This window comes from Tardiphaga sp. GW821-FHT12E02 (assembly GCF_058807155.1).
In genome coordinates this window covers 4,094,766-4,119,207 of sequence record NZ_JBXAQK010000001.1, presented here as the reverse complement: position 1 = coordinate 4,119,207, position 24,442 = coordinate 4,094,766, and the positions used below count along the sequence as shown (strand labels likewise).

Here is a 24,442-nt window from a genome sequence, read left to right as displayed (position 1 = left end):
GCCGGCGCTCTTGTCTCACTATCCAAACACGATAGTCTCTCCCCCAAGCAAACAAGAATGCCTCGGGAGAAACCATGACATCGCGCCTGCGCTCCGCACTGCTATCCACGCTCGTCATCGCCGCAACAGTGGTCGCCGCTCCGCTCGCCCGCGCAGCGGAATATCCGACGCGTGCGATCAAGCTTGTCGTGCCTTATGCCGCGGGCGGACCGACCGACGTGCTGGCGCGCCTCGTGGCCGATTATCTCGGCCGCGATCTCAAGCAGACCACGGTCGTGGAGAACAAGCCGGGCGCGCAGGGGGCCATCGCGGCCGAAATGGTGTCGCGTGCAGATCCGGACGGCTACACGCTGTTCGTCACGGCGGCATCGATCATGGTGCTCAACCCGCTGCTCTACAAAAAGCTGCCATACGATCCGCAGAAAGACCTGCGCATGCTCACGGTGGTCACCGACCTGCCCGTCGTGATGGAAGTGCATCCGTCGGTGCCGGCGAAGACGGTGAAGGAATTCGTCGCCTATGCGAAGGCCAACCCGGGCAAGCTCAATTTCGGCTCGGCCGGGACGGGCGGCACGATCCATCTGGCGGGCGAGATGTTCAAGCAGATCGCGGGCGTGGAGATGACGCATGTGCCCTATAAGGGCGCGGGGCCGGCGCTGACCGATCTGTTGTCGGGCAATATCCAGGTGATGTTCGACACGCTCTCCACGGCACTGCCGCCGGTGAAGGGCGGGCTGCTGCGTCCGCTCGGCGTGTCGTCGAAGGAGCGCAGCCCCGATCTGCCGGATGTGCCGACCGTGATCGAGAGCGGCTATCCCGATTACCAGGTCGGCGTCTGGTTCGGTCTGGCGGGCTCGTCGAAACTGCCGGACGAGGTGGTGACGAAGGTCATGGCCAGCATGGACAAGGCGCTGAACGATGCGACCTTCCGCGCCTCGCTGGAGAAGATCGGCTTTCCCGTGCTGAAGCCGAAGACGGTCGCCGAGATCAATCAATTCGTTGACGAGGACCGCGCGCGGTGGTCGAAAGTCATCAAGGCGATGAATATCTCGCTGGATTGATCGAGGGATGCACCATGGTTCGTGAAAGTGAAATCCGCGCCGGCAAAGTCGTCGTCGAGGCACCGAAACCGAACCATGCCGGGCTGGTCTATATCGGCCGCATCCGCACGCCCTGGACGTCGCGGCTGGAAACGCCGCGGCAGGGCCGGCATGACGGGCCGGTGTGCCGCCTCGAGATCTTCGAGCCGTGGGTCAAGGGGCTGAAGGATCTCGAACTCTACAAGTCGCTTGAGGTGCTGTACTGGCTGCACCTGTCGCGGCGCGATCTGGTGCTGCAGAGCCCGAAGAATGACGGCACCGCGCGCGGCATCTTCTCGCTGCGCACGCCGGTGCGGCCGAATCCGATCGGCACCTCGCTGGTGAAGCTGGTGGGGATCGATGGGGCGACCGTGCTGGTGCGCGGGCTGGATTGTCTCGACGAGACGCCGCTGCTCGACATCAAGCCCGATCGCTGCGAATTCACGCCACTGGCGCCGCCGCAGCCGGGGGATTTTCAGACAGAGTGATCCACTCTGCCCTCATCCTGAGGAGCGGCCGCTTGGCCGCGTCTCGAAGGATGGCGGCAGGCTCCGAGCCAGGCCATCTCATGGTTCGAGACGGCGCTGCGCGCCTCCTCACCATGAGGGGCGGAGTTTGATTCAGCCCAGCGCCGTCAGCGCCGCAATCAGCTTCGCTGCATTGGCTTCCAACACCTTCGGATCTTCCTTCACGCTCGCGGCCGGCAGCAGTGCGGTGCCCTCGAAGCGCGGCATCACATGCATGTGCAGGTGAAACACCACCTGGCCGCCGGCGGTCTCGGAATATTGCGCGACGGTCATGCCGTCCGCATGGAAGGCCTGCTTCGCCGCCACGGCGATCTTCTGCGCGGCGCGGACCACATGGGCGTAATCCTCCGGCAGGATGTCGAAGATATTTCGCGCGGCGGCTTTGGGGATCACGAGCGTGTGGCCGGGGGAGCGCGGCATGATGTCGAGGAAGGCGAGGACGTGGTCGTTCTCGTAGACCTTCACGCAAGGCAGCTCGCCACGCAGGATTTTGGCGAAAATGTTGTTGTTGTCATACGCGACCATGGAATCCTCCCGACATTGCGCGGCGAATGTCGCCGCCGATGGCGTTCCGGTCAAGGCGCCGGATCGCCCTTGCGGAACGGGCCGAGTTCGGCGAGTTCGCGGCCAGCTTCGGCCACATAGCTGCGCTCACGCTTGAGATAATCGGCCACCGCGGCACGAAATCCGCGATCGGCGATGTAATGGGCGGAATAGGTGGTCTGCGGGAGATAGCCGCGGGCGATCTTGTGCTCGCCCTGGGCGCCGGCTTCCACGGTCTTGAGCTTGCGGCGGATAGCAAAGTCGATGGCCTGGTAGTAGCAGACCTCGAAATGCAGGAACGGATGATGCTCGACCGCACCCCAGTGGCGGCCGAACAGCGTGTCCGAGCCGATGAAATTGATGGCGCCGGCGATGAACTTGCCATCGCGCTTCGCCATGATCAGCGCCACGTCATCGGCCATGGTCTCGCCGATCAGCGTGTAGAATTCGCGGGTGAGGTAGGGGCGCCCCCATTTTCGCGAGCCCGTCTCCATGTAGAAGTCGAAGAAGGCGTCCCAGGCTTCCTCGGTGATGTCTGTCCCGGTCAGCGCCTCGATGGTGATGCCGGCGGCCAGCGCATCGCGGCGCTCGCGCTTGATGGCCTTGCGGTGGCGGGAATTCAGCGTGGCGAGGAAGTCGTCGAAGCTGTCATAGCCGGGATTATGGAAATGAAACTGCTGGTCGGTGCGCTGGAGAAAGCCGCGCCCGGCGAGAAAATTCCATTCATCCTCGCGGGCGAAGGTCACGTGGACCGATGATGCCTCCGTCGCTTCGCACAGCCCGACAAGGCCGCCAGCCAGTGCGTCGCTGACCCGCGCAACGTCGACACCGTCGCGGATCAGAAGGCGGGGGCCGGTGGCCGGGGTGAAGGGAACCGACACCTGCAGCTTTGGATAATAGTCGCCGCCGGCGCGCTCATAGGCGTCGGCCCAGCCGCGGTCGAAGACATATTCGCCCTGCGAATGGGATTTCAGATAGCAGGGCACGATGCCTGCGATCTTGCCGCCCTGCTTGACGAGGAGGTGCCGGGGTCCCCATCCGGTGCGCGCGCAGGCTGAATGCGATGCCTCAACTGCGGCCAGAAAAGCGTGTGAAACGAAGGGGTTGTAGGGCTTTTCTGAAGTTGAGTTGTCAGCGCTTGAGAGCGTGTCGAGCGCCGCCAGATCGTCGGCCACTGTCTGCCCGGCGACGGCGCGGCCGGTTGCGCAAGCGTCCCATTCCGCGGGCGGCACCTGGCTGATCGATCCAACTGCTTCGAGGGTAATGTCCGATGACGTCATCAATCACTTGAACCGGTCAGGGGCGAACAGCGCGGCGACCTCGCGCTTCAATTGGGCACTTCGTGTCGCACTTCAAGACCCGGGGGAGAGTTACTCCCCCTCATCCTGAGGAGCCGCGAAGCGGCGTCGCGAAGGATGGCTGCGAAACTCGGAGCCAGGCCAGCTCATGGTTCGAGACGCGCGCAAGGGCGCGCTCCTCACCATGAGGGGAGCGCGCGGGGATGGTTGTCCCCTGGATCACGGAACGAACCCCTCGAACGTCATCTGGTCGGCCCAGCGCTCGGTGACGGCGCGCTGCTCCGGTGTGCGCACGGTCCATGTGATCAGCGCGCAGCCAAAGATGTTGCGGGCGATCCAAGGCGCGGGCGCAGGCAGTTGCTTCACCCAATAGGAGACGAAATGCGGGCGGGTGCGGAAGGCGTGGCGGAGATACCGCATGCCGTCGCGCTGGGCCTCGGTTAGCGTCAGCCACTCGCCGTCGTCATAGGTCCGCTGGGCGGTGATGCCGCGGGGGATCTCCGGGGCGACCTCGCGCATGGCAAAAACCTGATCGGGATCGAACGACATCCAGGCCGCGGGGCCGCGATAGGCCCGCAGCAATTCGGCTGTGCGGCGAACCAGTTGGCGGTCACCGTCAAAGTGACTCTTGATCTCGATGACGAGGCCGACCCGGCCGTCCACCAGCGCGAGGAGGTCGCCGAGCGACATCATCCGCTCGGGCGTATCCTTGAACGCTGTGGCCTTCAGCTCGGCTGTGGTCTTGGAGAGCAGGGCACCCGAGCCCTCGGTCAGGCGCCCGAGCGCGTCATCGTGATGGACCATCGCCTCGCCATCGGCGGTGAGCTGGACATCCACCTCGATGGAAAAATTGCCCGCGATGGCCGCATGCATGGCGCCGGGCATGTTCTCGATGATGCCGCGGGCACGGTCGTGCAGGCCGCGATGCGTGACCGGGCGGGCGATCAGCCAGTCAGGTGCGCGCATCGGGTTTGTTCCTGGGATCAGGCCACTTCGAACACCGCATCGACCTCGACAGCGCAATCGGCCGGCAGCGAGGCGACGCCGACAGCGGCGCGGGAGTGGCGGCCCTTGTCGCCGAAAGCGGCGACCATCAGGTCCGAAGCACCATTGATGATCTTGGGCGCATCGACGAAGTCCGGCGTCGAATTGACGAAGCCGCCGAGGCGCACCACGCGGGCCACCTTGTCGAGGTCGCCGAGGGCGGCCTTGACCTGGGCGAGGATGTTGATGGCGCAGCCACGGGCGGCGGCAACGCCGTCCTCGAGGCTGACATTGGCGCCGAGCTTGCCCTTGGCAATCAGTTTGCCATCGGCGCCGAGGCAGATCTGGCCGGACACGAACAAGAGATTGCCGGTGCGCACGAAGCCCACGTAATTGGCCACCGGGCTGACCGGCTCATGAAGGGTGACACCCAATTCCGCAAGTTTCTGCTCGACTGCACCTGGCATACGAAAATTCCCCAAAGCTTGAAGTTAAGGCCCGGCCGCGAGAAGCGGTTCGGGCGCGTTTGTTTCCCCCATCAAGTCCGCCCATGCAAGTGACGTTCGGACGACGCCGGGGAGGCCACAATCCCGATGAAATATGGCATTCCGCAGGTTGTACTCCCGGACATCCCCTGCGGCCCTAGTTGCGGCGCAATGGGGCGGTCTTTATGATCATTGTTCCATCATACAGGACGACTCCATGCGCTGTACCGTCTCGACCTCGCGCCTTCAGGTTGCCACCCTCGCGCTGGGCGCTGCTCTGCTGCTGGCACCGGTGACGGGCGAGGCAGCGGCGCCGGGATCGGCAGTGCCGTTTCTGGCGCATCAGGCGCTGTATGAGCTCAAGCTCACCAAATCGCGTGGCAATGCCAATGTGAACGCCGCCGAGGGCCGCATTCTCTACAATTTCACCGGCAGTTCCTGCGAAGGCTATTCGTCGGATTTCCGTCAGGTCTCCGAACTGAACAGCGGCGAGAACAAGACGACGCTGAGCGATCTGCGCTCCACCAGCTGGGAGGCGGGCGATGGCAAGAGCTATCGCTTCAAGATCGACACCCAGATGAATGACAGCGATCCCAACAAGATCGACGGCATCGCCGAGCGCGAAGGCGACCACATCAATGTCAAGCTGACGCTGCCGGAGAAGAAGACCATCAAGCTCGATGGCGACATCGTGTTTCCCACCGAGCAGATCCACCGCATCATCGCCGCGGCGAAAGAGGGCAAGTCGGTGCTCGAACTGAATGTGTTCGATGGCTCGGACACCGGCGACAAGGTCTACAGCACGCTGACGGTGATCGGGCAGGCGATCCCGGCCGATCGCAAGGTGGCGGAGCCGGATCCGGCGACGAACGACGACACGATGAAGACGATGTCGCGCTGGCCGGTGACGGTGAGCTATTACGACAAGTCGGCGAAGGCAGCGGACGGCGGCGAGCAGACGCCGGTCTATGCGATGTCATTCGAACTGTACGAGAACGGCGTGTCGCGTGCGCTGGCGCTGGACTACAATGATTTCGTCATTGCGGGAGCGATGAGCAAGCTGATGGTGAAAGAGACCAAGGCTTGTAAGTAGTTCCCTCGCCCCGCTTGCGGGGAGAGGGTGGCCGCGCGAAGCGCGGTCGGGTGAGGGGACTCTCCGCGAACTCGGAGCTTGTGGAGGCTTCCCCTCACCCGACGCCCACATGCTTTGCATGTGAACGTCGACCTCTCCCCGCAAGCGGGGAGAGGTTAAAGCGCAATCACTCCGCCCGTGAAAACCGCATGCTGTCCAGCAGCTTCAATCCGCCGCCTTCGGTCTTGAGCAGCTTCTTCACCGCGCTCGATGCCGCGATCTCGTAGTGATCCGCATAGGCTTCGTGGTTCTTCTCGATGTCGTCGAGGCGATAGAGATAATTCACCATCAGGCTGGCGGACTCGCGCAAGCCCTTGGCCGACATGTCGCCGAGCCAGTCGATGCGCTCCAGCCGTGCGCCATTGCCGAGATGGAAGCGGGCGACGGAATCCACCGGCCCGCCGCGGGCATTCTTCGCTTTCAGGAAGTAATGCGCGGCGAGGCCTTCCATGATCGGCTTCAACTGCTCGCGCAAGGCGGCGTCATTCGCCCAGAGCGGATCGTCGAGCAGATCCACCAGCGCGCGATCTTCATTCGTGAGGTTGAGATCATCCGCCTTCTTCAGCCACTTCATGAAGCCGGGCACCGGCGACAGCGTGACGAATGTATCGAGCTTCGGCAATTCGCGGCGTAGCTCCTCGACCACCTGCTTGATCAGGAAATTGCCGAACGAAATGCCGCCGAGTCCGCGCTGGCAGTTCGAGATCGAATAGAACACGGCGGTGCGGGCGCGATCGATCGGCACCGGCTGGCGGTCCTGCGCCAGCAGTGGCGCGATGGCGCCGGGGATCGCTTCGGTGAGCGCGACCTCGACGAAGATCAGCGGCTCGTCGACAAGGGCAGGGTGGAAGAACGCATAGCAGCGGCGATCGACGGGATCGATGCGGCGACGCAGATCGTCCCAGTCATGGATCTCATGCACCGCTTCGTATTTGATCACCTTTTCGAGGATGTTGGCGGGCGTCGACCAGTCGATCCTGCGCAGCACGAGAAAACCCCTGTTGAACCATGATGCAAAGAGATGGACGACGTCGTTGTCGACGGCGTTGAGCTCCTTGTTGCCGTTCTTCAGATCGAGCAGATCCTCGCGCATCTTGACGAGTTCGCTGGTGCCGCCGGGCGCGCGGTTGAGGCGGCGGAACAGCTCCTGCCGTTGCGGTTCCGATGCGATATGCAAGAGGCCTGCGCCATCGCTGGTGGGCTTGGCGCGCCAGGCTTCGATGGCCTTGTCGAGCTTGTCGCGATCCGGTCCGTATTTATGCGCCAGCGTTTCGAAGAACATGACGCGCCCGGCTTCATCCAGCGACTGATAGCGATCGAGCACACCGCGGGCGATGGCGGTGCCCGAGGCTTCGCCGCGACCGGAGAGCAGATCGCCGCAGAGATCGATCATGTCGATGGCGTTTTGCTTGGGGTCCACCGACGCGGGGCCGAGCCGCAACAGCGTGCGGCCGCGCTCTGAGATCGAGGCGAGGAGGTCGGAGAAGAAGTCATTGCTCATGCTGAATCAATTCCCGGCTGGAAGCCTCAGTCACTCACGCGACAATATAGCCCTTTGCGAGGCGTATTGCGCGATCATTTGAAGCATGAAACAATCGTGACAGGGCAGAGTTTCGGCAAGAGTTTTGCATTCACTATCGGCATCACAAGGGGATACACGATGAAGCGGACTTTTAAGCGTGGCGTTGTTGCGGCTTTGGCGCTGGGGGCAGTGAGTGTCGGGGCGCTGCTGAACAGCGGCGCGGCATTTGCCCAGCAAACGATCAAGGTGGGCTGGACCATTCCGGCCGAGGAATCCAAATACTGGATGATGAAGCGGCCGCAGGAATTCACCTCGCTTGGCAAGACCTACAATATCGAATGGGTGCAGTTTCAGGGCACCGCACCAATGACGCAGGCGCTGGCCGCCGGCGCGCTGGACTGCGCGACGCAGTCGCCGCTGGCGCTGGCGCAGGGTGTGGTCGGTGGTAACCTCAAGGCCTATGTGGTCGCCCAGCACGTGTTCGAAAAGCCGGGCAGCTTCTCGGTCTATTGGGCGGTGAAGGATGACTCGCCGATCAAGACCATCGCCGACCTCAAGGGCAAGACGCTTTCCATCAACACGCTCGGCTCCGGCATCTATGGCCCGATGGCGATCCTGCTGAAGCAGGCCGGTCTCGATGCGTCGAAGGATATCAAGCTGGTTGAAGTCGGCTTCGCGCTCTCGGAAGAAGCGTTGCGTTCGGGCCGCGTCGATTCCGCCGTGATGAACCAGCCGTTTGCCGCGCGCATGGAAGCCAAGGGCGGCACGCGCAAGCTGTTCTCGCTGTCGCAGCAGCAGGAAGGCATCGTGCACATCCTTGAAGCCTGCCGCGCCGATTTCGTGGACAAGAACCCCGATCTCGCCAAGGCCTATGTGCGCGACCTGACGTCGGGCATGCAGAAGGCGCTGGCCAATCGCGATGAGACACTGAAGGTCGTCAACGAAGTGATGAAGGCGCCGATCCCGGTGCTGGAAACGTACCTGCTCAAGGAAAACGATTTCGCGCGCGATCCGGGCGCAGCACCGAATTTCGACGCGATCCAGAAGATGCTCGATGTCTATGTCGAGACGGGGATGCTGCCGAAGAAGGTGGACGTCTCGGCCTGGAAGAATCCGAGCGTCGTGGCGCCGATCAAGTAAGGGCGCAACAATATTGATGAATGCGAATGGCCGGGCTTTGCCCGGCCATTTTCACAGGAGCCGTAGGATGGGTAGAGCGAAGCGAAACCCATCACCACATACACCGAGCTCGCCGCGATGGGTTTCGCTCCGGCGCTGCGCGCCTGCGCTCTACCCATCCTACGCTCCTTCGCTTCCTCCGCTATCAATCAACAAATCCAGCGCATATTTGATCGTTGCGCGCTCGTCGTCGCTGAAGCGACCGAGCACCGTCGCCTCATGGTGGAGTGCCGCCTGCAGCACCGGTTTTACCCGCGCGCGACCCTTCGCCGTCAGATGCAGCGTCACGCGGCGGCGGTCGTTCGACTCGCTCTTGCGCTTGAGAAGGTCGTCTTCCTCCATGCGATCCAGCGTCTTGGTCAGTCCCGGCTGCTTCATCAGCGCCATCGCGGCGAGCTCGCCGACTGATAGTCCCTCGACATCCGTCAGGCAGGCCAGCACGCGCCATTCCGGCACCGTGAGATCCCAGTCTTTCAGCCGTGCATGAAATTCGCTGGAAACATTGAAGCTCGCGCGCGCCAGCAGATAGGGCAGGTAGTTGCGCGCAAAACTGTCGCTGGCGAGCGGCGGTGGCTGCCGCTGTCCCTTGTCGATGCGGCGCATCTGGCCGGAGTGAAACACCAGCGGATCGTGATTGCGCTCGACGAAGCGCACGACTTCGCCGACCAGGATGGTGTGGTCGCCGCCGGGATAGCGCGCCCAGGTCTTGCACTCGAAGATCGGCGCGAGGCCGTCGATCAGCGGCGCGCCGGTGATGCCGGGGCGGTGGTCGATATCGGCGAATTTATCGGAGCCGCGACGGCCGAAACGCATCGCGAGTTCGCCGTGATCGGCGCCGAGAAAATGGATCGCAAAGGCATCGGCTTCGACGAACGGATCGTGACTCGGTGAGGATTTTGCGACGCTCCACAGCACCAGCGGTGGATCGAGCGAGACGGAGGAAAACGAGTTCGCCGTCATGCCGACGGGGTGATCGCCGGCCTGCGCGGTGACGACCGTGACGCCGGTGGGAAACTGGCCGAGCGCCTGACGAAAGGTCGCGGGATTGATCGGCTGCGCGGCATCCGGCGATGTGTCGGGGTGGTGCGCCGGTCTGTCTGTCGCCATGTCGTTCGCCGCTCCGGAAGTGCGCGGGTGCCTTTAAAATAAGCGCCGCGCTGTCCTTTTAATCTTAAAAATATTCCTTTTCATATAACATGTCCGCGCTTATCATCCAACGATAATCGCTACAAAACACGGAGAGGCAACATGCTGGCGGATCGCATCGAAGCGAAATGGATCGACGCATTCTGCGAGATTTTCGAACGCTGCGCGGTCAAGCCGGGCGACACTGCGGCAATCCTCTCCGAGACGCAATCGCGTGCGCTGAATGTGCACATTGCCGAATTGGCATTGCTGCGCATGGGCGCAAAACCGTTCCATGTCATTGTGCCGACGCCGCGCAACAGGCAGGTGGTGCCGGTCCGCTCCACCGGCGCATCGGAAGCGATTCAGCAGTTGGGGCCGGTGGTCTCGGCGCTGCAGCAGGCGGGCTTCGTGGTGGATTGCACCATCGAGGGCCTGATGCATGCGAAAGAGACGCCGGAGATCTTGAAGGCCGGCTCGCGCATTCTCGTGATCTCCAACGAACATCCGGAAGCGCTCGAGCGCATGGTGCCGGACAGCGCGCTGGAGAAGCGCGTGCGTGCAGCAGCGAAGATGCTGCGTGGCACCAAGCATATGAAGGTGACGTCGAAGGCGGGCACCGATCTCGATGTGAACATGGAAGGTGCGGCCACCGTCGGTGTCTGGGGCTGGACCGACAAGCCGGGCACGCTGGCGCATTGGCCTGGCGGCATCGTCGTGAGCTTCCCGAAGAGCGGGACGATCAATGGCACCGTGGTGATGGATGCCGGCGACGTCAATCTCACCTTCAAGCGCTACCTCACATCGCCTGTAAAGATGTTGTTCAAGGACGACTACATCACGGAGCTGACCGGCGAGGGCGCCGATGCCGAGATGATGAAGCGCTATCTCGCGGCATGGGGCGATCGCGAGGCCTATGCGGTGTCGCATGTCGGCTGGGGCATGAATCCGAATGCCCGCTACGAAGCGCTGCAGATGTATGACCAGCGCGACACCAACGGCACGGAAATCCGCGCGGTGGCCGGCAATTTCCTGTTCTCGACGGGCGCGAATGAATTCGTCGGCCGCTATACGTCGGGGCATTTCGACCTGCCGATCTTCAACACGACCATCACGCTGGATGGTGTGGACGTGATCAAGGACGGCGTGGTGCAGGACGTGTTCGGGTAGGGTTCTTTCTAACCTCTCCCCGCTCTGCGCGGGGAGAGGTCGACGTTCACATGCAGCGCATGTGAACGTCGGGTGAGGGGCGGGGCACAGAGCCCGCGTCACATGCGTTTCTTCGTTCTGCGATCCGTTATGAGTTTGATGTGTGGAGGGGCCAGTGCCTCGCCCCTCACCCGGCGCTGCGCGCCGACCTCTCCCCGCGCAAGATGCGGGGAGAGGTTGGGTCCGCGCTCTTGGCTAGCCCCGCGTCTTCTCCGGCCCATCATACGCAATGCCCTTGATCACAGCGGCACTGCCGAATTTCTTCTTCAGCGCATCCATCGCGCGTTCGGCGTGCGCCGAGCGGCGGTCGAGCATGTTGTCGTCGCCGGCCTCTGCGCCCGGCCGTAGCGCGCTGACGCCCGTGCCGATCAGGCGGAACGCCGTGCCGTCGATCTCCTTCGCCAGCATCTCGCGGCTGATGTCGAAGATCCGTTTCGCCATCTGCGTCGGCGACTGGATCGATTGCGAACGGGTGCGCTGGCGGAAATCGCCGGTCTTGAGTTTCAGCGTCACCGTGGTGCCGGAGAGTTCGCCGCTCTTCAGCCGCTCCGACACCTTCTCCGACAGTCGCCACAGGATCTTCTCCAATGTGGCGAGATCGCGGATGTCCTCGTTGAAGGTGGTCTCGTTGGAAATCGTCTTGGCGCCACGATCGGCCACGACAAGGCGGTCGTCGATGCCGCGCGCGAGACGCCACAGCCGGCGGCCTTCGCCGCCGAACTGTTTCATCAGTTCGGTCTCGTCAGCCTTCTGGATATCGCTGATCTTGCGGAAGCCGCGCTGCGACAGCCGGTCCGCCGTCGCCGGCCCGACGCCGAAGATGAAGCCAACCGGACGATCCGCCAGCATCGCTGTCGCGTCCGCCTGATCGAGCACGGCAAAGCCGCGCGGCTTGTCGAGGTCACTGGCGATCTTGGCGAGAAACTTGTTCACCGACAGGCCGACCGACACCGTGATGCCGATGTCGCGCTCCACATCCGCTGCAAACTTCGCCAGCACCTTGGCGGGGATCATTCCGTGCACGCGCTGGGTGCCCGCAAGATCGAGAAACGCTTCGTCGATGGAGAGCGGCTCTACCAGCGGCGTCAGCGCCTGCATGGCGTGGCGCACCTCGCGGCCGACGCGGACATACTTTGCCATGTCCGGCCGGATCACCTTTGCCTCGGGGCAGAGGTCCAGCGCCTTGAACATGGGCATCGCCGAGCGCACGCCATAGGTGCGCGCGATATAGCAGGCCGCCGACACCACGCCGCGCTTGCCGCCGCCGATGATCACGGGGTGGTCGTTGAGGTCCGGATTGTCGCGCTTTTCCACCGTCGCATAGAAGGCATCGCAGTCGATATGCGCGAGGGTCAGCGAGGGGAGCGCGTGATGACGCACCAGCCGGGGCGAGCCGCAACTGGTGCAGCGTTTGACGCGGACATCCTGGTCGGCAAGGCAATCCCGGCAGAAGCAGCGCGGTCCGCTCACATCTGTCGGGAGAGGGGTCACGAGAAGTCGTTGCTTGTCGGACCGCCCAGCGCCATGCGCGCGGCGGCGATGGTGTCGGGCGGCAGTTGGGTGGCGGCGGCAAAAGCCTGCACGGTCTCGTCGTCGCGCAGCACGAAATCCAGCACGCTGACGAGGAATTGCGGGTCCTTTGCAGCCGAGCGTAGCGTCTCCGGACCGATCCCGCTCTCGGACAGGAACAGGCCCAGCCGCTCGGGCTCGCCCGCCACGAAGGAGAGCGCCTGAATCGCAACGATTTCAGCCACTTCGCCGGGGTGTCGCCCTTGCTTTTTCATCACGCGTGTTTGCCTTTCCGTAACTTATCCGCTCTAGTTTGAATCATCATGCCCGAGTCACCCAAGTGATTCCAGTAATTGGGATTTTTGGAGGAGACGGGCCACTTGGCGGCATTGATCCGCCGGCGCAGATAAACCGTTGATTTCGGGATTGGAGGACGGGATGGCCAAAACCGTCCTGATCGTGGAGGACAACGAGCTCAATATGAAGCTGTTTCGTGACCTGCTGGAGGCCCATGGCTACCAGACGGTGGGCACGAGCAACGGCTACGAAGCGCTCGATCTTGTCCGCTCGCTCCGCCCCGATCTGATCCTCATGGACATCCAGTTGCCGCAGGTCTCGGGCCTCGAAGTGACCGGCTGGATCAAGAAGGATCCGTCCATCGCCATGATCCCCGTCGTCGCCGTCACCGCCTTCGCCATGAAGGGCGACGAAGAGCGCATCCGCGAGGGCGGCTGCGAAGCTTATTTGTCAAAGCCTATTTCGGTCGGGAAATTCATCGAGACCGTCCGTCGATTTATCGGTTAGGGAGTTTTCCATGTCAGCGCGTATTCTCGTCGTCGATGACATCCCCGCCAATGTGAAGCTGCTGGAAGCCCGTCTGTCTGCCGAATATTTCGACGTCATCACGGCGTCGAACGGCGCCCAGGCGCTGGAGATCTGCGCGCGCTCGGAATGCGACCTGATCCTGCTCGATGTCATGATGCCCGACATGGACGGCTTTGAAGTCTGCCGGCGTCTGAAAGCCAATCCGAAGACGCATTTCATTCCGGTGGTGATGGTAACCGCGCTGGATTCGCCGTCCGATCGCGTGCGCGGCCTGGAGGCCGGCGCCGATGATTTCCTTACCAAGCCGGTTGCCGATGCCGTGCTGGTGGCGCGTGTGCGCTCGCTGACGCGTTTGAAGATGATGACCGATGAGTTGCGCATGCGCGCGCTGACCTCGCTGGAGATCGGCATCCAGGCGCCCGAGCGCAGCGCTGTGGCAGATGAGGGCGTGGGTGGTCGCATCCTGCTCGTCGATGACCGTCCGTCGTCCTATGAGCGCCTGGCGCCGCTGCTGGCGGCCGAGCACACGGTGGATGTGGAGCCCAATCCCACCGAGGCGCTGTTTCACGCGGCCGAGGGCAATTACGATCTGCTGATCGTCTCGCTCAGCCTCGAGAATTTCGATGGCCTGCGGCTGTGCAGCCAGGCGCGCTCGCTGGAGCGCACGCGGCAGATCCCGATCCTCGCCATCGCCGATATCGACAACAATGCGCGGCTGCTGCGCGGGCTCGAGATCGGCGTGAACGATTATCTCACGCGGCCGGTGGACAAGAACGAGCTGCTCGCGCGCGCCCGCACGCAGGTGCGTCGCCGCCGTTACACCGACCATCTGCGCGACAATGTCCAGCACTCCATCGAGGCCGCGATCACCGACGGTCTCACCGGCCTGCATAACCGCCGTTACATGGAAAGCCATCTGCAGACGCTGGCCGAGCAGGCCGCGACGCGTAGCAAGCCGCTGGCGCTGATGATCCTCGACATCGACTACTTCAAGTCGATCAACGACAATCACGGCCACGACTGCGGTGATGATGTGCTGCGCGAATTTGCGGTGCGAATCCGCAAGTCGATCCGCGGCATCGATCTCGCCTGTCGTTACGGCGGCGAGGAATTCGTCATCGTGATGCCGGAGACGGACATGCATGTGGCCGGCATGGTGGCCGAGCGCCTGCGCCGCTCGATCGCCGGCGAGCCGTTTTCGATCGATCGCGGCAACAAGCGCATCGAGGTCACGATCTCGATCGGGCTGGCGACGCTGGAGAAGAAGGGCGAGCCGATTGCGGACGTGCTGAAGCGCGCGGATGTTGCGCTGTATCGCGCCAAGCATGACGGGCGAAATCGCGTGGTCGCCGCGGCGGCGTAGTTCTTAACCTCTCCCCGTCCTTTACGGGGAGAGGTCGCCGCGTCTTCGCGGCGGGTGAGGGGCATGGCACGCGCGTGCCTCTTACACAGTCCATCGGAGCTCTCCTATGCGACTGACGCTCGGGCTCCCTGAGAATTCTTCGCTTCGATAGTCGTGAGATTGGCGCTGGTCTTGTGCCATGCCCCTCACCCGATCCGGCTTCGCCGGATCGACCTCTCCCCGCAGAAGGGCGGGGAGAGGTTAAAAAGAAAACGGCGCCTCGCGGCGCCGTCAAATCCGTCAGCAGCTGTGTCCAGCGCTTACTTGATCTTCGCTTCCTTGAACTCGACATGCTTGCGCGCGACCGGGTCGTACTTCTTCTTGACCATCTTGTCGGTCATGGTGCGCGAGTTCTTCTTGGCGGTGTAGTAGAAGCCGGTGTCCGCGGTGGAGACGAGCTTGATCTTGATGGTGACCGCTTTGGCCATGGTGAACCTCTGAATGTCAGGAATCGGGTGACAGCCAGAGAACTGGCCGTGTTGGCGCGCAACCTAGCCCCGAACGCCCCAAAGTCAAGGTTTTCCGCGGCGGTAAATCCGGTGATTTCCGGCTTTTAAGCCGGAAAGAAGCGGTTTTCGGGCCGCGGCAGGCCCAGATTCTCGCGCAGGGTGCGGCCCTCATACTCCGTACGGAAGATTCCGCGCCGCTGCAGTTCCGGCACGACCTTGTCCACGAAGTCGTTCAGGCCCTCCGGCAGATAGGGGAACATGATGTTGAACCCGTCCGAAGCCTCGGTTTCCAGCCATTCCTGCATCTGGTCGGCGATGGTCCGGGGCGTGCCGACAAAGGCCGAGCCGGCATAGCCGCCGAGCCGCTGGGCCAGCTGGCGCACGGTGAGGTTATCGCGACGGGCAAGCGCGATGACCCGCTCACGGCCGCTCTTGGACGCGTTGGTATCCGGGATGTCGTCGGGCAGGGGCGCATCGGGATCGAAGCCGGAGGCATCGACGCCCAGATTGATCGAGAGCGAGGCGATGGCATTGGCGTAATGCACCTTGCTGTCGAGCAGCGCGCGCTTTTCTTTCGCTTCCTCGACGCTGTCGCCGACCACCACGAATGCGCCGGGCAGGATCTTGAGATGGTCGGGATCCCGGCCGATCCTGGCCATGCGGCCCTTGATGTCGGCATAGAGTTTTTGCGCATCGCCGATCGGGCCGCCGCCGGTGAAGACGGCCTCGGCGGTCTCGGCAGCAAGCTGCTTGCCATCATCGGATGCGCCGGCCTGCACGATCACCGGCCAGCCCTGCACGGGGCGCGCGATGTTCAGGGGACCGCGGACCTTGAGATAGGTGCCCTTGTGATCGAGCACATGCATCTTCTCGGGATCCATGAAGATGCCGCTCTCGACGTCGCGGATGAACGCATCATCGGCGAAGGAATCCCACAGGCCGGTGACGACGTCATAGAACTCGCGCGCACGCTTGTAGCGCTCGGCATGCTCCATGTGATCGTCGAGGCCAAAATTCAGCGCGGCATCGGGATTAGACGTGGTCACGATATTCCAGCCGGCGCGACCGCCGGAAATATGATCGAGCGAGGCGAAGCGGCGCGCCACATGATAGGGCGCGTCGAAGGTGGTGGAGCCGGTAGCGACGAGACCGATATTCTCGGTGACGGCGGCAAGCGCCGAGAGCAACGTGAAGGGCTCGAACGACGTGACCGTATGGCTGCGCTTCAGCGCCTCCACCGGCATGTTCAGCACGGCGAGATGATCGGCCATGAAGAAGGCATCGAATTTGCCGGCTTCCAGCTTCTGGATCATCTGCTTGATGAAGGGGAAATTGAAGTTGGCGTCCGGCACGGAGCCTGGATAGCGCCAGGCGCCGGTATGGATGCTGATCGGGCGCATGAACGCCCCGAGCTTCAATTGACGCTTCGCCATCTGGATTGTCCCCGTAATGCTGGTCGGGAACAGATAGGCATGCGGAGGCGGGGCGGCACTAGCCGGTCACGGGAAGATTATTGCGAATTGTAGTTTGCGAGGAGAATGCCGTCATTCCGGGGTGCCACGGAATGACGTGCAAGCGGTTAGAAGCGCGATGACAGGCTGCGCGCTTCGCTCGCCATCAGCTCTTCGTTTTCGGCCAGCAGGATCCAGGACTTGGCGAGCTCGAGCAGGTCGCGGATTTCGCGCGGATCGCTCGAGACGCTCGCTTTCTTGGCCAGTGACGACGCCATTTGCCGGTAGCCGAGCGATACAGGTGTGAAGGTCGAGGTCTCTGTGTCCTCGAACCTTTGCATCTGTCCCATGAACGAAAGCTCCTCGATTGCGGCGCCGTCGTTGTTAGTCGGCTCGGTAGATAGTTGCGTTAAAAAAATAGTGAAAACGCGGCATATGCGGCGCTTTCTCGCATCAGGCTGGTATCATATCCATCTGCATCTTACCATCGTACCAATGGAAGAATGGCAGCGGTGCGTCATGGTGTAACGGTCCGAGTGCCAGGCGTTTTTGCAACTGGTTGAGGACGTTCTTGGTCATGGCATGCGCATCGGCCAGATGCGGCGAGCCGAGTTCGACCCAGACCAGTTCCACCAGCTCCGCATCGGCATGGACCACGCCTTCGACGCGATGCGCGATCGACGATGCGTCGGCGGTGAAGAAGCGCGTGTCGAAGCGCTTGATGCGGCCAGGTGGCGTGATCGCGCGGGCGATCAGGAACAGGCCGGATGGATCGGGCAGGAGGCCGGCATCGCTGAAGGCCTGCCAGGGCCCGGCAAGTGTCTTCTGCTTGCCCTCGCTCTTGCGGCCAAGACACAGGCCGGTCTCTTCACAGGCTTCGCGAATGGCGGCGATGGCCAGCGAGCGCGCGCGCGATGGCAGTGTCTTCGGGCTGCCCTTCAGGAGATTGGCTTCGAGTGCGGCCGGCATGGGGGCCGCGACCGGGACGCGGTTGTCGGTCTTGTCGACGCTGCCGCCGGGGAAGACGAACTTGCCCGGCATGAACACCACCTTGTCGTGGCGCTTGCCCACCAGCACCTTCGGCACCGGGCCGGAGCGGTCGACCAGCATCAGCGTCGCCGCATCGCGTGGGCGCTTATAGGGATGGTGATCGGCTTCCTTGCCGACTTCGACCTTGTTGACGTCAACCGCGTCGTTCATTTCGTCTCCTAGAATTTTCTTCTTGGGTTTTGCAGAGACGAAGAATGTATCAGTCGGCGGGGCCGTCGCCAAACCCGTGCATGCGGAATGCCCACTGCAATCCGACAACGGAGCCCTTGACCGGTTGCAGCAGCAGCAGCGATGCCACCAGCGTGATCGGCAGATAGATCGCCAGTTGCAGCGCCACCGATGGCGAGTAATTCGTTTCAATCCACAAGGCGATCGGCACCACGATATGGCCGACGATGACGATCACGAGATAAGCGGGCAGATCGTCGGCGCGGTGCGCGGTAAAATCCTGGCCGCAGCGATCGCAGTGATCGGCGGTCTTGAGGAAGGCGCGAAACATCTTGCCTTCACCGCAATTCGGGCAGCGGCAGGCAAAGCCGCGCTTCATCGCGGTCCACACATTGCGCTTGGCGGCGGGGTCGAGCGCGTTGGTCCAGGTCTTCGTCAACGTCTTCGGCGTGGTCAGCGTCATCATGACTTGCCTCGTGTCGGTTTACCTCCCGTCGATCGGGAGGCGCGGCCTGCATTGGCCAGGGCTTTCTTCGCTTTGTCCTTCACCCGCGCATTCTTGCCGGGCTTCGATTTCTTCGACGACTTGAATTTCTTCGTCGTGGTCGGACGGTGCTCGCGGTCGTCAGCACCCTTGCTGCGGCCTTGATCGCGCCGGACCCGCCGAGGCGCTTCATTGCCCTCGGACAGCATCTCAAATCGCAGCGCGCCGGCCACCGGTGCGGCCTCGACCAGTCGGACATCGACTACATCGCCGAGCCGGTACATCGCGCCGGAACGGGTGCCGATCAGGGCGTGACGGGCTTCGTCGAAATTGAAGTATTCGCTGCCCAATGTCCTGATCGGGATCAGGCCATCGGCGCCGGTCTCGGTCAATCGGACAAAGAGTCCAACCTTGGTGACGCCGGAAATCCGGCCCTGGAAACTGGTGCCGATCTTGTCGGCCAGGAAATGCGCGATCAGCCGGTCCGATGTCTCGCGCTCGGCCTTCATGGCGCGGCGTTCGGTGGCGGAAATCTGCGTCGCTATCTCCGCCAGCGTTTCCGGCGTTTCGGTCTCGGGCAACGCGCCTTCGCCAAGGCCGAGCGCGCGGATCAGCGCACGATGCACGATCAGATCTGCGTATCGCCTGATCGGCGAGGTGAAATGTGCGTAGCGTCGCAGGTTCAGGCCGAAATGCCCGTAATTCTCGGAGGTGTATTCCGCCTGGGCTTGCGAACGCAGCACCACTTCATTCACCAGCGGCTCGGAGTCATGGCCCTTGAACTGCGCCAGCACCCGGTTGAACACCGACGGCCGCAGGCTGCCCGCTTTCGTGAAGGGCGTATCGAGCGTCTTGAGGAATTCCGCGAGATTGTGAACCTTCTCGACGGTCGGCTCGTCATGCACACGATAGATAAGCGGTAGGCCCTTCTTTTCAAGCATCTCCGCCGCCGCGACATTGGCGAGTATCATGAACTCCTCGATCAGCTTGTGCGCATCGAGCCGCTCCGGCACGATGACGCGATCGACGGTGCCGTCCTTCTTGAGCAGGATCTTTCTCTCGGGAATTTCCAGCTCGAGCGGATTGCGTTCGTCGCGCGCCTTCTTGACCAGCGCATAGGCCGCGTAAAGCGGCTTCAGGATCGGATCGAGAATGGGGCCGGTGATATCATCGGGCCTGCCGTCGATCGCCGCCTGCGCCTGCGCGTAAGAGAGCTTTGCGGCCGAGCGCATCAGGATGCGATGGAAGGAGTGTGAGACCTTCTTGCCGTCCTCGTCGATGACCATGCGCACTGCGAGCGCGCCGCGCGGCTCGCCGGGCACCAGCGAGCAGAGATCATTGGAGATCCGCTCCGGCAGCATCGGCACGACGCGGTCGGGGAAATAGACGGAGTTGCCACGCTGGAGCGCGTCATTGTCGAGCGCCGAGCCCGGCCGCACATAGAAGGCGACGTCCGCAATGGCGACGGTGACGATCATGCCGCTGTCGTTGTCGGGATCGACTTCCGCATAGACGGCGTCGTCGTGATCCTTGGCGTCCGGCGGATCGATGGTGACGAGCGGCACCGCGCGCCAGTCCTCGCGGCCCTTGAGGGCAGCAGGCTTGGCGGCTTCAGCTTCCAGCAAAGCGCTGCGTGAAAAGGCCTGCGGAATGTCGTGGGAATGAATGGCGATCATGCTGACCGCCTTTTCCGACGACAGCGAGCCGAGGCGCTCCTTCACCTTGCCGGAGCCGAGGCCATAGCCGCGGGTGCGGATCAGATCGACGCTGACGAGATCGCCATCCTCGGCGCCGTTGGCGTCGGAGGCGGCGATGTTGAGTTCGCGCCCGGCCTGTTTCTTGTCGACGGGGATCATGCGCCCGCCGCCATTCGGCAGCGCGCGATAGATGCCGAGCAGGCGCGTGCGCGCGCCGTCGAGCACCTTGATGACACGCCCGCGATAAAACGAGTCGTCCTCGTCCTCGATCTTCTCGATGCGCACCAGCGCGCGGTCGCCGACGCCGGCCGCGGTGCCGGGCAGGGGACGACGCGACGTATGAATGCGGATGCGCGGCGCCTTGCCGTCGGCCTCGTCCCATTCCACCGGCGTGGCGATCAGCTCGCCATCGGCATCGCGGGTGGCGATATCGACCAGCACGGTCGATGGCAGGCCTTTGGGCTCGCGGACTTCCTTGCCTTTCTTGGCGATGGCGCCTTCGGCAATGAGTTCGCGCAGCACGCGCTTGAGTTCGACGCGGGCTGCATTCTTGAGGCCGAATTCCCGCGCGATCTCGCGGGTGCCGATCTTGCCGGGATAGGCGCGAATGAACGCGACGATGGCGTCCCTCGACGGAAAACCGGTGTCGCGTGATTTGTCGCGTATCTTGGCCACAACTACCCGTTCTTGCTCGCGGCCTTCTTGGCGGCAGTTTTCTTTGGTGCGGCCTTCTTCGCCACGGTCTTCTTGGTCACCGGCGCGCGCGCCTTGCTGGCCGCAGCCGTGTCGGCCTTCGGCTTGGCGGCCTTCTTGGCAACAGCCTTCTTGGCCGGCTTGTCGTCACCGTCAGCAGACTTCGCAGCCTTCTTCGGCGCGGCCTTCTTCTTGGCAACCTTCTTCACCTTGCCGCCGCCCTTGGCCGCGCGCTCGTCGAGCAGCGCGATGGCTTCGGCCACCGTGATGGTGTCCGGCGTCTTGTCGTTCGGGATCGTCGCATTGACACCGCCCGCGGTGACATAGGCGCCATAGCGGCCGTTCTTGACGGCAATGCCGCCAAGGGCCGGATGCTCGCCCAGCGGCTTGCCGGGATCGGCGCCGAAGCGGCGACCCGACGGGCCTTTTGCAATCTTCTCGGCGATCAGCGTGACCGCGCGGTTGAGGCCGATATCGAACACCTCGTCGCCGGATTCCAGGCTCGCATAGGTCTTCTCATGCTTCACGAACGGCCCGAAGCGACCGAGGCCGGCGGTGATCGGCTCGCCGGTCTCCGGATGCTTGCCGATCTCGCGCGGCAGCGACAGCAGCTTGAGCGCCATATCGAGTTCGACATCGCCGGGCGATGTGTTCTTCGGAATGCCCGCGCGCTTCGGCTTCTCGCCTTCCTCGTAATTCTTGGCATCGCCGAGCTGGATGTAAGGCCCGAAGCGTCCGGCCTTCACGGCAACTTCAAAGCCCGTCTTCGGATCTTCGCCGAGCACGCGATCGGCCGTCGCTGCACTGTCCGCGGCGAGGGGACGCGTGTGACGGCATTCCGGATAGTTCGAGCAGCCGACAAAGGCGCCGAACTTGCCGGCCTTCAGATTCAGGCGTCCGGTGCCGCAGGTCGGGCACTGGCGCGGATCGCCGCCATCCTCGCGGGCCGGATAGATGTGCGGGCCAAGCATGTCGTCGAGCACATCGAGCACCTGCGCGACACGCAGCTCCTTGATGTCATCGACGGCGCCGATGAAGCCGGTCCAGAATTCGCGCAGCACCTCTTTCCACGAAATCTCGTTGTTGGAGATCTTGTCGAGGTTCTCTTCCAGCGATGCGGTGAAGTCGTATTCCACATAGCGCGCGAAGAAGTTCTCGAGGAAGGCGACCACGACGCGGCCCTTGTCCTCGCCATAGAGGCGCTTCTTCTCGAGCTTCACATAGCCGCGCGCCTTCAGCACATCGAGGATCGACGCATAGGTGGAGGGCCGGCCGATGCCGAGCTCTTCCATGCGCTTCACCAGCGATGCTTCCGAGAACCGCGGTGGCGGTTCGGTGAAATGCTGGGTGACCGCAAGGTTCTCTTTCTTCAGCGCTTCGCCCACGCTCATGGCGGGCAGGCGGCGAGAATCTTCGTCGTCCGCGTCGTCGTCCTTGCCTTCCTGATAGACGGCCAAGAAGCCGTCGAACTTCACCACCTGGCCGGTGGCGCGCAATTCCAGCACGCGCGCGCCTGCCTTGGCGGTGATGTCCACGGTGGTGCGCTCCATCTCCGCGGATTCCATCTGGCTGGCGACGGTGCGCATCCAGACGAGTTCATAGAGACGGAATTGATCGCTATCGAGACGCGCCTTCAGGCTGGCGGGACGACGTGACATGTCGGTGGGGCGGATCGCTTCATGCGCTTCCTGCGCATTCTTCGCCTTGCTCGTATATTGGCGCGGGGCATCCGGCACATATTGCTTGCCGTAATCCTCGCCGATCACCGAGCGCGCCTGGGTGATGGCCGAGCCGTCGATGGTCACGCCGTCGGTTCGCATATAGGTGATGAGGCCGGTGGTCTCGCCGCCGATATCGATGCCTTCATAGAGACGCTGCGCGATGCGCATCGTATGCGCCGGCGCAAAGCCAAGCTTGCGGCTGGCTTCCTGCTGCAGCGTCGAGGTGGTGAATGGCGCCTGCGGATTGCGGCGCGCGGGCTTGGCATCGACGGTGGTGACCGAGAAGGCTGCCGCGTCGATGGCCTTCTTGAAATCCTCGGCTTCGGCGCCAGTGCCGATATCGAGGCGCTGGATCTTCTTGCCGTCGGCGCCGACCAGACGTGCTTCAAAGCTTTCGCCGCGCGGCGTCGCCAGCGTGGTCACCAGCGACCAGTATTCGCGCGGGATGAATTTTTCGATTTCCTGCTCGCGGTCGCAGACCAGGCGCAGCGCCACCGACTGCACGCGACCGGCCGAGCGGGCGCCCGGCAGCTTGCGCCACAGAACCGGGGAGAGGGTGAAGCCGACGAGATAATCGAGGGCGCGGCGGGCCATATAGGCGTCCACCAGCGCGCCATCGATCTCGCGCGGATTGTTCATGGCCTCGGTGACGGCCTGCTTGGTGATCGCATTGAACACCACGCGCTCGATCTTCTGATCCTTCAGCGCGCGCTTCTGCTTCAAGACCTCCAGCACGTGCCAGGAGATCGCTTCGCCCTCGCGGTCAGGGTCGGTCGCCAGAATGAGCTTGTCGGCGCCCTTGCAGGCCTTGGCGATATCGTTCAGCCGGCTGTTCGCCTTGGGGTCCACTTCCCAGATCATCTGGAAATCGGCGTCGGGATCGACCGAGCCATTCTTGGCGGGGAGGTCGCGGACATGGCCGAAAGACGCCAGGACCTCATAGTCCTTGCCCAGATACTTGTTGATCGTCTTGGCCTTGGAAGGCGACTCCACGATGACGAGATTCATGATTTTCCAATAGCTTAAAGGGGGAAATCGGCGGCTGCGCGCAGGAGTCGCGCCGTCCGTTTCGCGGCGAACATGGGTGCGAAGGGGTCCCGTGTCAAATCGGGGATTGTGACAGGCTGGCCCCAAATACACGCCAGACCGGACTTTTGGTTGTATTTTTCAACCTATGAGTGTTATTTTGAGGCATCTCATGATGGTTGAATCCAGGGCGGACGGTGCATGGCATCCGACAACGACAATGACCAGCCCCCGGGCGATGGCGGGCCGGCAGAGGCCGCGCATTACATAAAGGGTGCGGTCCATGATCTGGCCCGGCTGGCCCGGCGGCATCACCTCGACATGCTCGCCTATCTCCTCGATATGGCGCATCTGGAAGCGGAGGAGCGCTTCAGACTCCACCGGCGCTGATGGCCGTCATGCGATCGCCGGCTTGATGGTGGTATCGCCATAGCGGAGCAGGCGACCATCGGCAGCGTGAAGTTCGAGCCTGCCAATGCGCTGGCCGGTTTCGCGATCGACCATGATGTTGGTTTCTTCGCCGGGCCTGAAGGCATAGTCCTCGGCCCATTGCCGCAGGGCGATCATGATGGGGAAAACCGCGCGGCCTTTGTCTGTCAGGACATAGTCCTGATAGGCGCCGCCATCGGCGGCTTCAGTCAGTGTGAGGATGCCGTCCTCCACCAAGGCCCGCAGCCGAACGGTCAGGATGTTCTTGGCGACCCCGAGGCTCTTCTGAAACTCGCCAAAGCGCTTTTTGCCGAGCATGGCGTCGCGAATGATGAGCATCGACCAGCAATCGCCGATCGACTCCATCGAGCGCGCGATCGGGCAGGCCGCGTCTTTCAGGCTTGTGCGTTTCGCCATGATCTTCTCCTTGCCCGCCAAACGTTCCCGTGATCGGC

At 63.0% G+C, this 24,442-nt stretch carries 24 protein-coding genes; 8 read left to right on the top strand and 16 right to left on the bottom strand.

Features of this window, described 5'->3' with window-relative positions; genetic code table 11:
• The first annotated feature begins 74 nt into the window (after positions 1-74).
• Both AC1RQ5_RS19505 and tsaA read left to right on the top strand, forming a co-directional pair.
• The gene (locus AC1RQ5_RS19505; protein ID WP_493201114.1) at positions 75-1,061 is read left to right on the top strand and encodes a Bug family tripartite tricarboxylate transporter substrate binding protein; all 987 of its coding nucleotides are present in this window, start codon (positions 75-77) and stop codon (positions 1,059-1,061) included.
• A gap of 14 nt (positions 1,062-1,075) precedes the next feature.
• Positions 1,076-1,567 carry a tRNA (N6-threonylcarbamoyladenosine(37)-N6)-methyltransferase TrmO gene (tsaA, locus tag AC1RQ5_RS19500; RefSeq protein ID WP_493201113.1) on the top strand — a complete coding sequence of 164 codons (492 nt, stop codon included), beginning with the start codon at positions 1,076-1,078 and terminating at the stop codon, positions 1,565-1,567.
• A gap of 132 nt (positions 1,568-1,699) precedes the next feature.
• Here the strand turns inward: tsaA and AC1RQ5_RS19495 are convergent, their stop codons facing one another.
• The 4 genes from AC1RQ5_RS19495 to AC1RQ5_RS19480 all read right to left on the bottom strand — a co-directional run bounded on the left by AC1RQ5_RS19495 (position 1,700) and on the right by AC1RQ5_RS19480 (position 4,898).
• Entirely contained in the window at positions 1,700-2,131 is a 432-nt protein-coding gene (locus tag AC1RQ5_RS19495) for an HIT family protein (RefSeq protein WP_493201111.1), read from the bottom strand.
• Positions 2,132-2,181: 50 nt separating this feature from the next.
• On the bottom strand, positions 2,182-3,429 hold the full coding sequence (locus AC1RQ5_RS19490) for a GNAT family N-acetyltransferase (RefSeq protein WP_493201109.1): 1,248 nt from the start codon (positions 3,427-3,429) through the stop codon (positions 2,182-2,184).
• 237 nt (positions 3,430-3,666) lie between these two features.
• Positions 3,667-4,413, bottom strand: a complete 747-nt coding sequence (locus AC1RQ5_RS19485) for a glycerophosphodiester phosphodiesterase (RefSeq protein WP_493201107.1) — start codon at positions 4,411-4,413, stop codon at positions 3,667-3,669.
• Between the two features lie 17 nt (positions 4,414-4,430).
• Positions 4,431-4,898 (bottom strand): RidA family protein, encoded by a 468-nt coding sequence (locus AC1RQ5_RS19480; protein ID WP_233022108.1) that lies wholly within the window; start codon positions 4,896-4,898, stop codon positions 4,431-4,433.
• Positions 4,899-5,133: 235 nt separating this feature from the next.
• Between AC1RQ5_RS19480 and AC1RQ5_RS19475 the strand changes: the two genes are divergently transcribed.
• Positions 5,134-6,009, top strand: coding sequence for a cell envelope integrity EipB family protein (locus AC1RQ5_RS19475; protein ID WP_493201105.1), 876 nt, complete (start codon positions 5,134-5,136; stop codon positions 6,007-6,009).
• 166 nt (positions 6,010-6,175) lie between these two features.
• On the opposite strand, the gene AC1RQ5_RS19470 is transcribed toward AC1RQ5_RS19475, so the two are convergent.
• Complete coding sequence (locus AC1RQ5_RS19470; RefSeq protein ID WP_493201104.1) at positions 6,176-7,549, bottom strand: malonyl-CoA decarboxylase; 1,374 nt, start codon at positions 7,547-7,549, stop codon at positions 6,176-6,178.
• A 159-nt stretch (positions 7,550-7,708) separates the two neighbouring features.
• Here AC1RQ5_RS19470 and AC1RQ5_RS19465 point away from each other — a divergent pair, with 159 nt between their 5' ends.
• Positions 7,709-8,710, top strand: a complete 1,002-nt coding sequence (locus AC1RQ5_RS19465) for an ABC transporter substrate-binding protein (protein ID WP_398479087.1) — start codon at positions 7,709-7,711, stop codon at positions 8,708-8,710.
• A 159-nt stretch (positions 8,711-8,869) separates the two neighbouring features.
• Here AC1RQ5_RS19465 and AC1RQ5_RS19460 read toward each other — a convergent pair whose 3' ends face one another.
• Positions 8,870-9,856: a flavin reductase gene (locus AC1RQ5_RS19460; RefSeq protein WP_493201102.1), complete on the bottom strand. Its 987-nt coding sequence runs from the start codon at positions 9,854-9,856 to the stop codon at positions 8,870-8,872.
• Between the two features lie 141 nt (positions 9,857-9,997).
• On the opposite strand from AC1RQ5_RS19460, the gene AC1RQ5_RS19455 reads away from it, so the two are divergent.
• Positions 9,998-11,044, top strand: coding sequence for a 2,5-dihydroxypyridine 5,6-dioxygenase NicX family protein (locus AC1RQ5_RS19455; RefSeq protein ID WP_493201101.1), 1,047 nt, complete (start codon positions 9,998-10,000; stop codon positions 11,042-11,044).
• Positions 11,045-11,278: 234 nt separating this feature from the next.
• On the opposite strand, the gene AC1RQ5_RS19450 is transcribed toward AC1RQ5_RS19455, so the two are convergent.
• On the bottom strand, positions 11,279-12,574 hold the full coding sequence (locus AC1RQ5_RS19450; RefSeq protein ID WP_398479081.1) for a DNA polymerase IV: 1,296 nt from the start codon (positions 12,572-12,574) through the stop codon (positions 11,279-11,281).
• Positions 12,571-12,867 (bottom strand): DUF3572 domain-containing protein, encoded by a 297-nt coding sequence (locus tag AC1RQ5_RS19445; RefSeq protein WP_398479165.1) that lies wholly within the window; start codon positions 12,865-12,867, stop codon positions 12,571-12,573. The genes AC1RQ5_RS19450 and AC1RQ5_RS19445 overlap by 4 nt, the downstream gene beginning before the upstream one ends.
• A gap of 163 nt (positions 12,868-13,030) precedes the next feature.
• Between AC1RQ5_RS19445 and AC1RQ5_RS19440 the strand changes: the two genes are divergently transcribed.
• Positions 13,031-13,396 carry a response regulator gene (locus AC1RQ5_RS19440; RefSeq protein WP_398473315.1) on the top strand — a complete coding sequence of 122 codons (366 nt, stop codon included), beginning with the start codon at positions 13,031-13,033 and terminating at the stop codon, positions 13,394-13,396.
• A gap of 10 nt (positions 13,397-13,406) precedes the next feature.
• The gene (locus AC1RQ5_RS19435; RefSeq protein WP_398479079.1) at positions 13,407-14,780 is read left to right on the top strand and encodes a PleD family two-component system response regulator; all 1,374 of its coding nucleotides are present in this window, start codon (positions 13,407-13,409) and stop codon (positions 14,778-14,780) included.
• A 299-nt stretch (positions 14,781-15,079) separates the two neighbouring features.
• Here AC1RQ5_RS19435 and rpmG read toward each other — a convergent pair whose 3' ends face one another.
• The 7 genes from rpmG to topA all read right to left on the bottom strand — a co-directional run bounded on the left by rpmG (position 15,080) and on the right by topA (position 23,540).
• A complete protein-coding gene (gene rpmG / locus AC1RQ5_RS19430; protein WP_211908954.1) occupies positions 15,080-15,247 on the bottom strand; it encodes a 50S ribosomal protein L33 in 168 nt (55 codons plus the stop codon).
• A 125-nt stretch (positions 15,248-15,372) separates the two neighbouring features.
• The gene (locus AC1RQ5_RS19425; RefSeq protein WP_493201098.1) at positions 15,373-16,701 is read right to left on the bottom strand and encodes an LLM class flavin-dependent oxidoreductase; all 1,329 of its coding nucleotides are present in this window, start codon (positions 16,699-16,701) and stop codon (positions 15,373-15,375) included.
• Positions 16,702-16,847: 146 nt separating this feature from the next.
• On the bottom strand, positions 16,848-17,069 hold the full coding sequence (locus AC1RQ5_RS19420; RefSeq protein WP_398484297.1) for a hypothetical protein: 222 nt from the start codon (positions 17,067-17,069) through the stop codon (positions 16,848-16,850).
• A 103-nt stretch (positions 17,070-17,172) separates the two neighbouring features.
• Positions 17,173-17,919, bottom strand: a complete 747-nt coding sequence (locus AC1RQ5_RS19415) for an NUDIX hydrolase (protein WP_493201096.1) — start codon at positions 17,917-17,919, stop codon at positions 17,173-17,175.
• A gap of 49 nt (positions 17,920-17,968) precedes the next feature.
• The gene (locus AC1RQ5_RS19410; protein ID WP_398484301.1) at positions 17,969-18,403 is read right to left on the bottom strand and encodes a DUF983 domain-containing protein; all 435 of its coding nucleotides are present in this window, start codon (positions 18,401-18,403) and stop codon (positions 17,969-17,971) included.
• Positions 18,400-20,784 carry a ribonuclease R gene (gene rnr / locus AC1RQ5_RS19405; protein ID WP_493203481.1) on the bottom strand — a complete coding sequence of 795 codons (2,385 nt, stop codon included), beginning with the start codon at positions 20,782-20,784 and terminating at the stop codon, positions 18,400-18,402. Before rnr ends, AC1RQ5_RS19410 begins: the two co-directional genes overlap by 4 nt.
• Before the next feature lie 11 nt (positions 20,785-20,795).
• The gene (gene topA / locus AC1RQ5_RS19400) at positions 20,796-23,540 is read right to left on the bottom strand and encodes a type I DNA topoisomerase (protein ID WP_493201094.1); all 2,745 of its coding nucleotides are present in this window, start codon (positions 23,538-23,540) and stop codon (positions 20,796-20,798) included.
• Between the two features lie 219 nt (positions 23,541-23,759).
• Between topA and AC1RQ5_RS19395 the strand changes: the two genes are divergently transcribed.
• Entirely contained in the window at positions 23,760-23,948 is a 189-nt protein-coding gene (locus tag AC1RQ5_RS19395; RefSeq protein WP_398484305.1) for a hypothetical protein, read from the top strand.
• 6 nt (positions 23,949-23,954) lie between these two features.
• Here the strand turns inward: AC1RQ5_RS19395 and AC1RQ5_RS19390 are convergent, their stop codons facing one another.
• Positions 23,955-24,404, bottom strand: coding sequence for a winged helix-turn-helix transcriptional regulator (locus tag AC1RQ5_RS19390; protein WP_493201093.1), 450 nt, complete (start codon positions 24,402-24,404; stop codon positions 23,955-23,957).
• Positions 24,405-24,442: the final 38 nt, after the last annotated feature.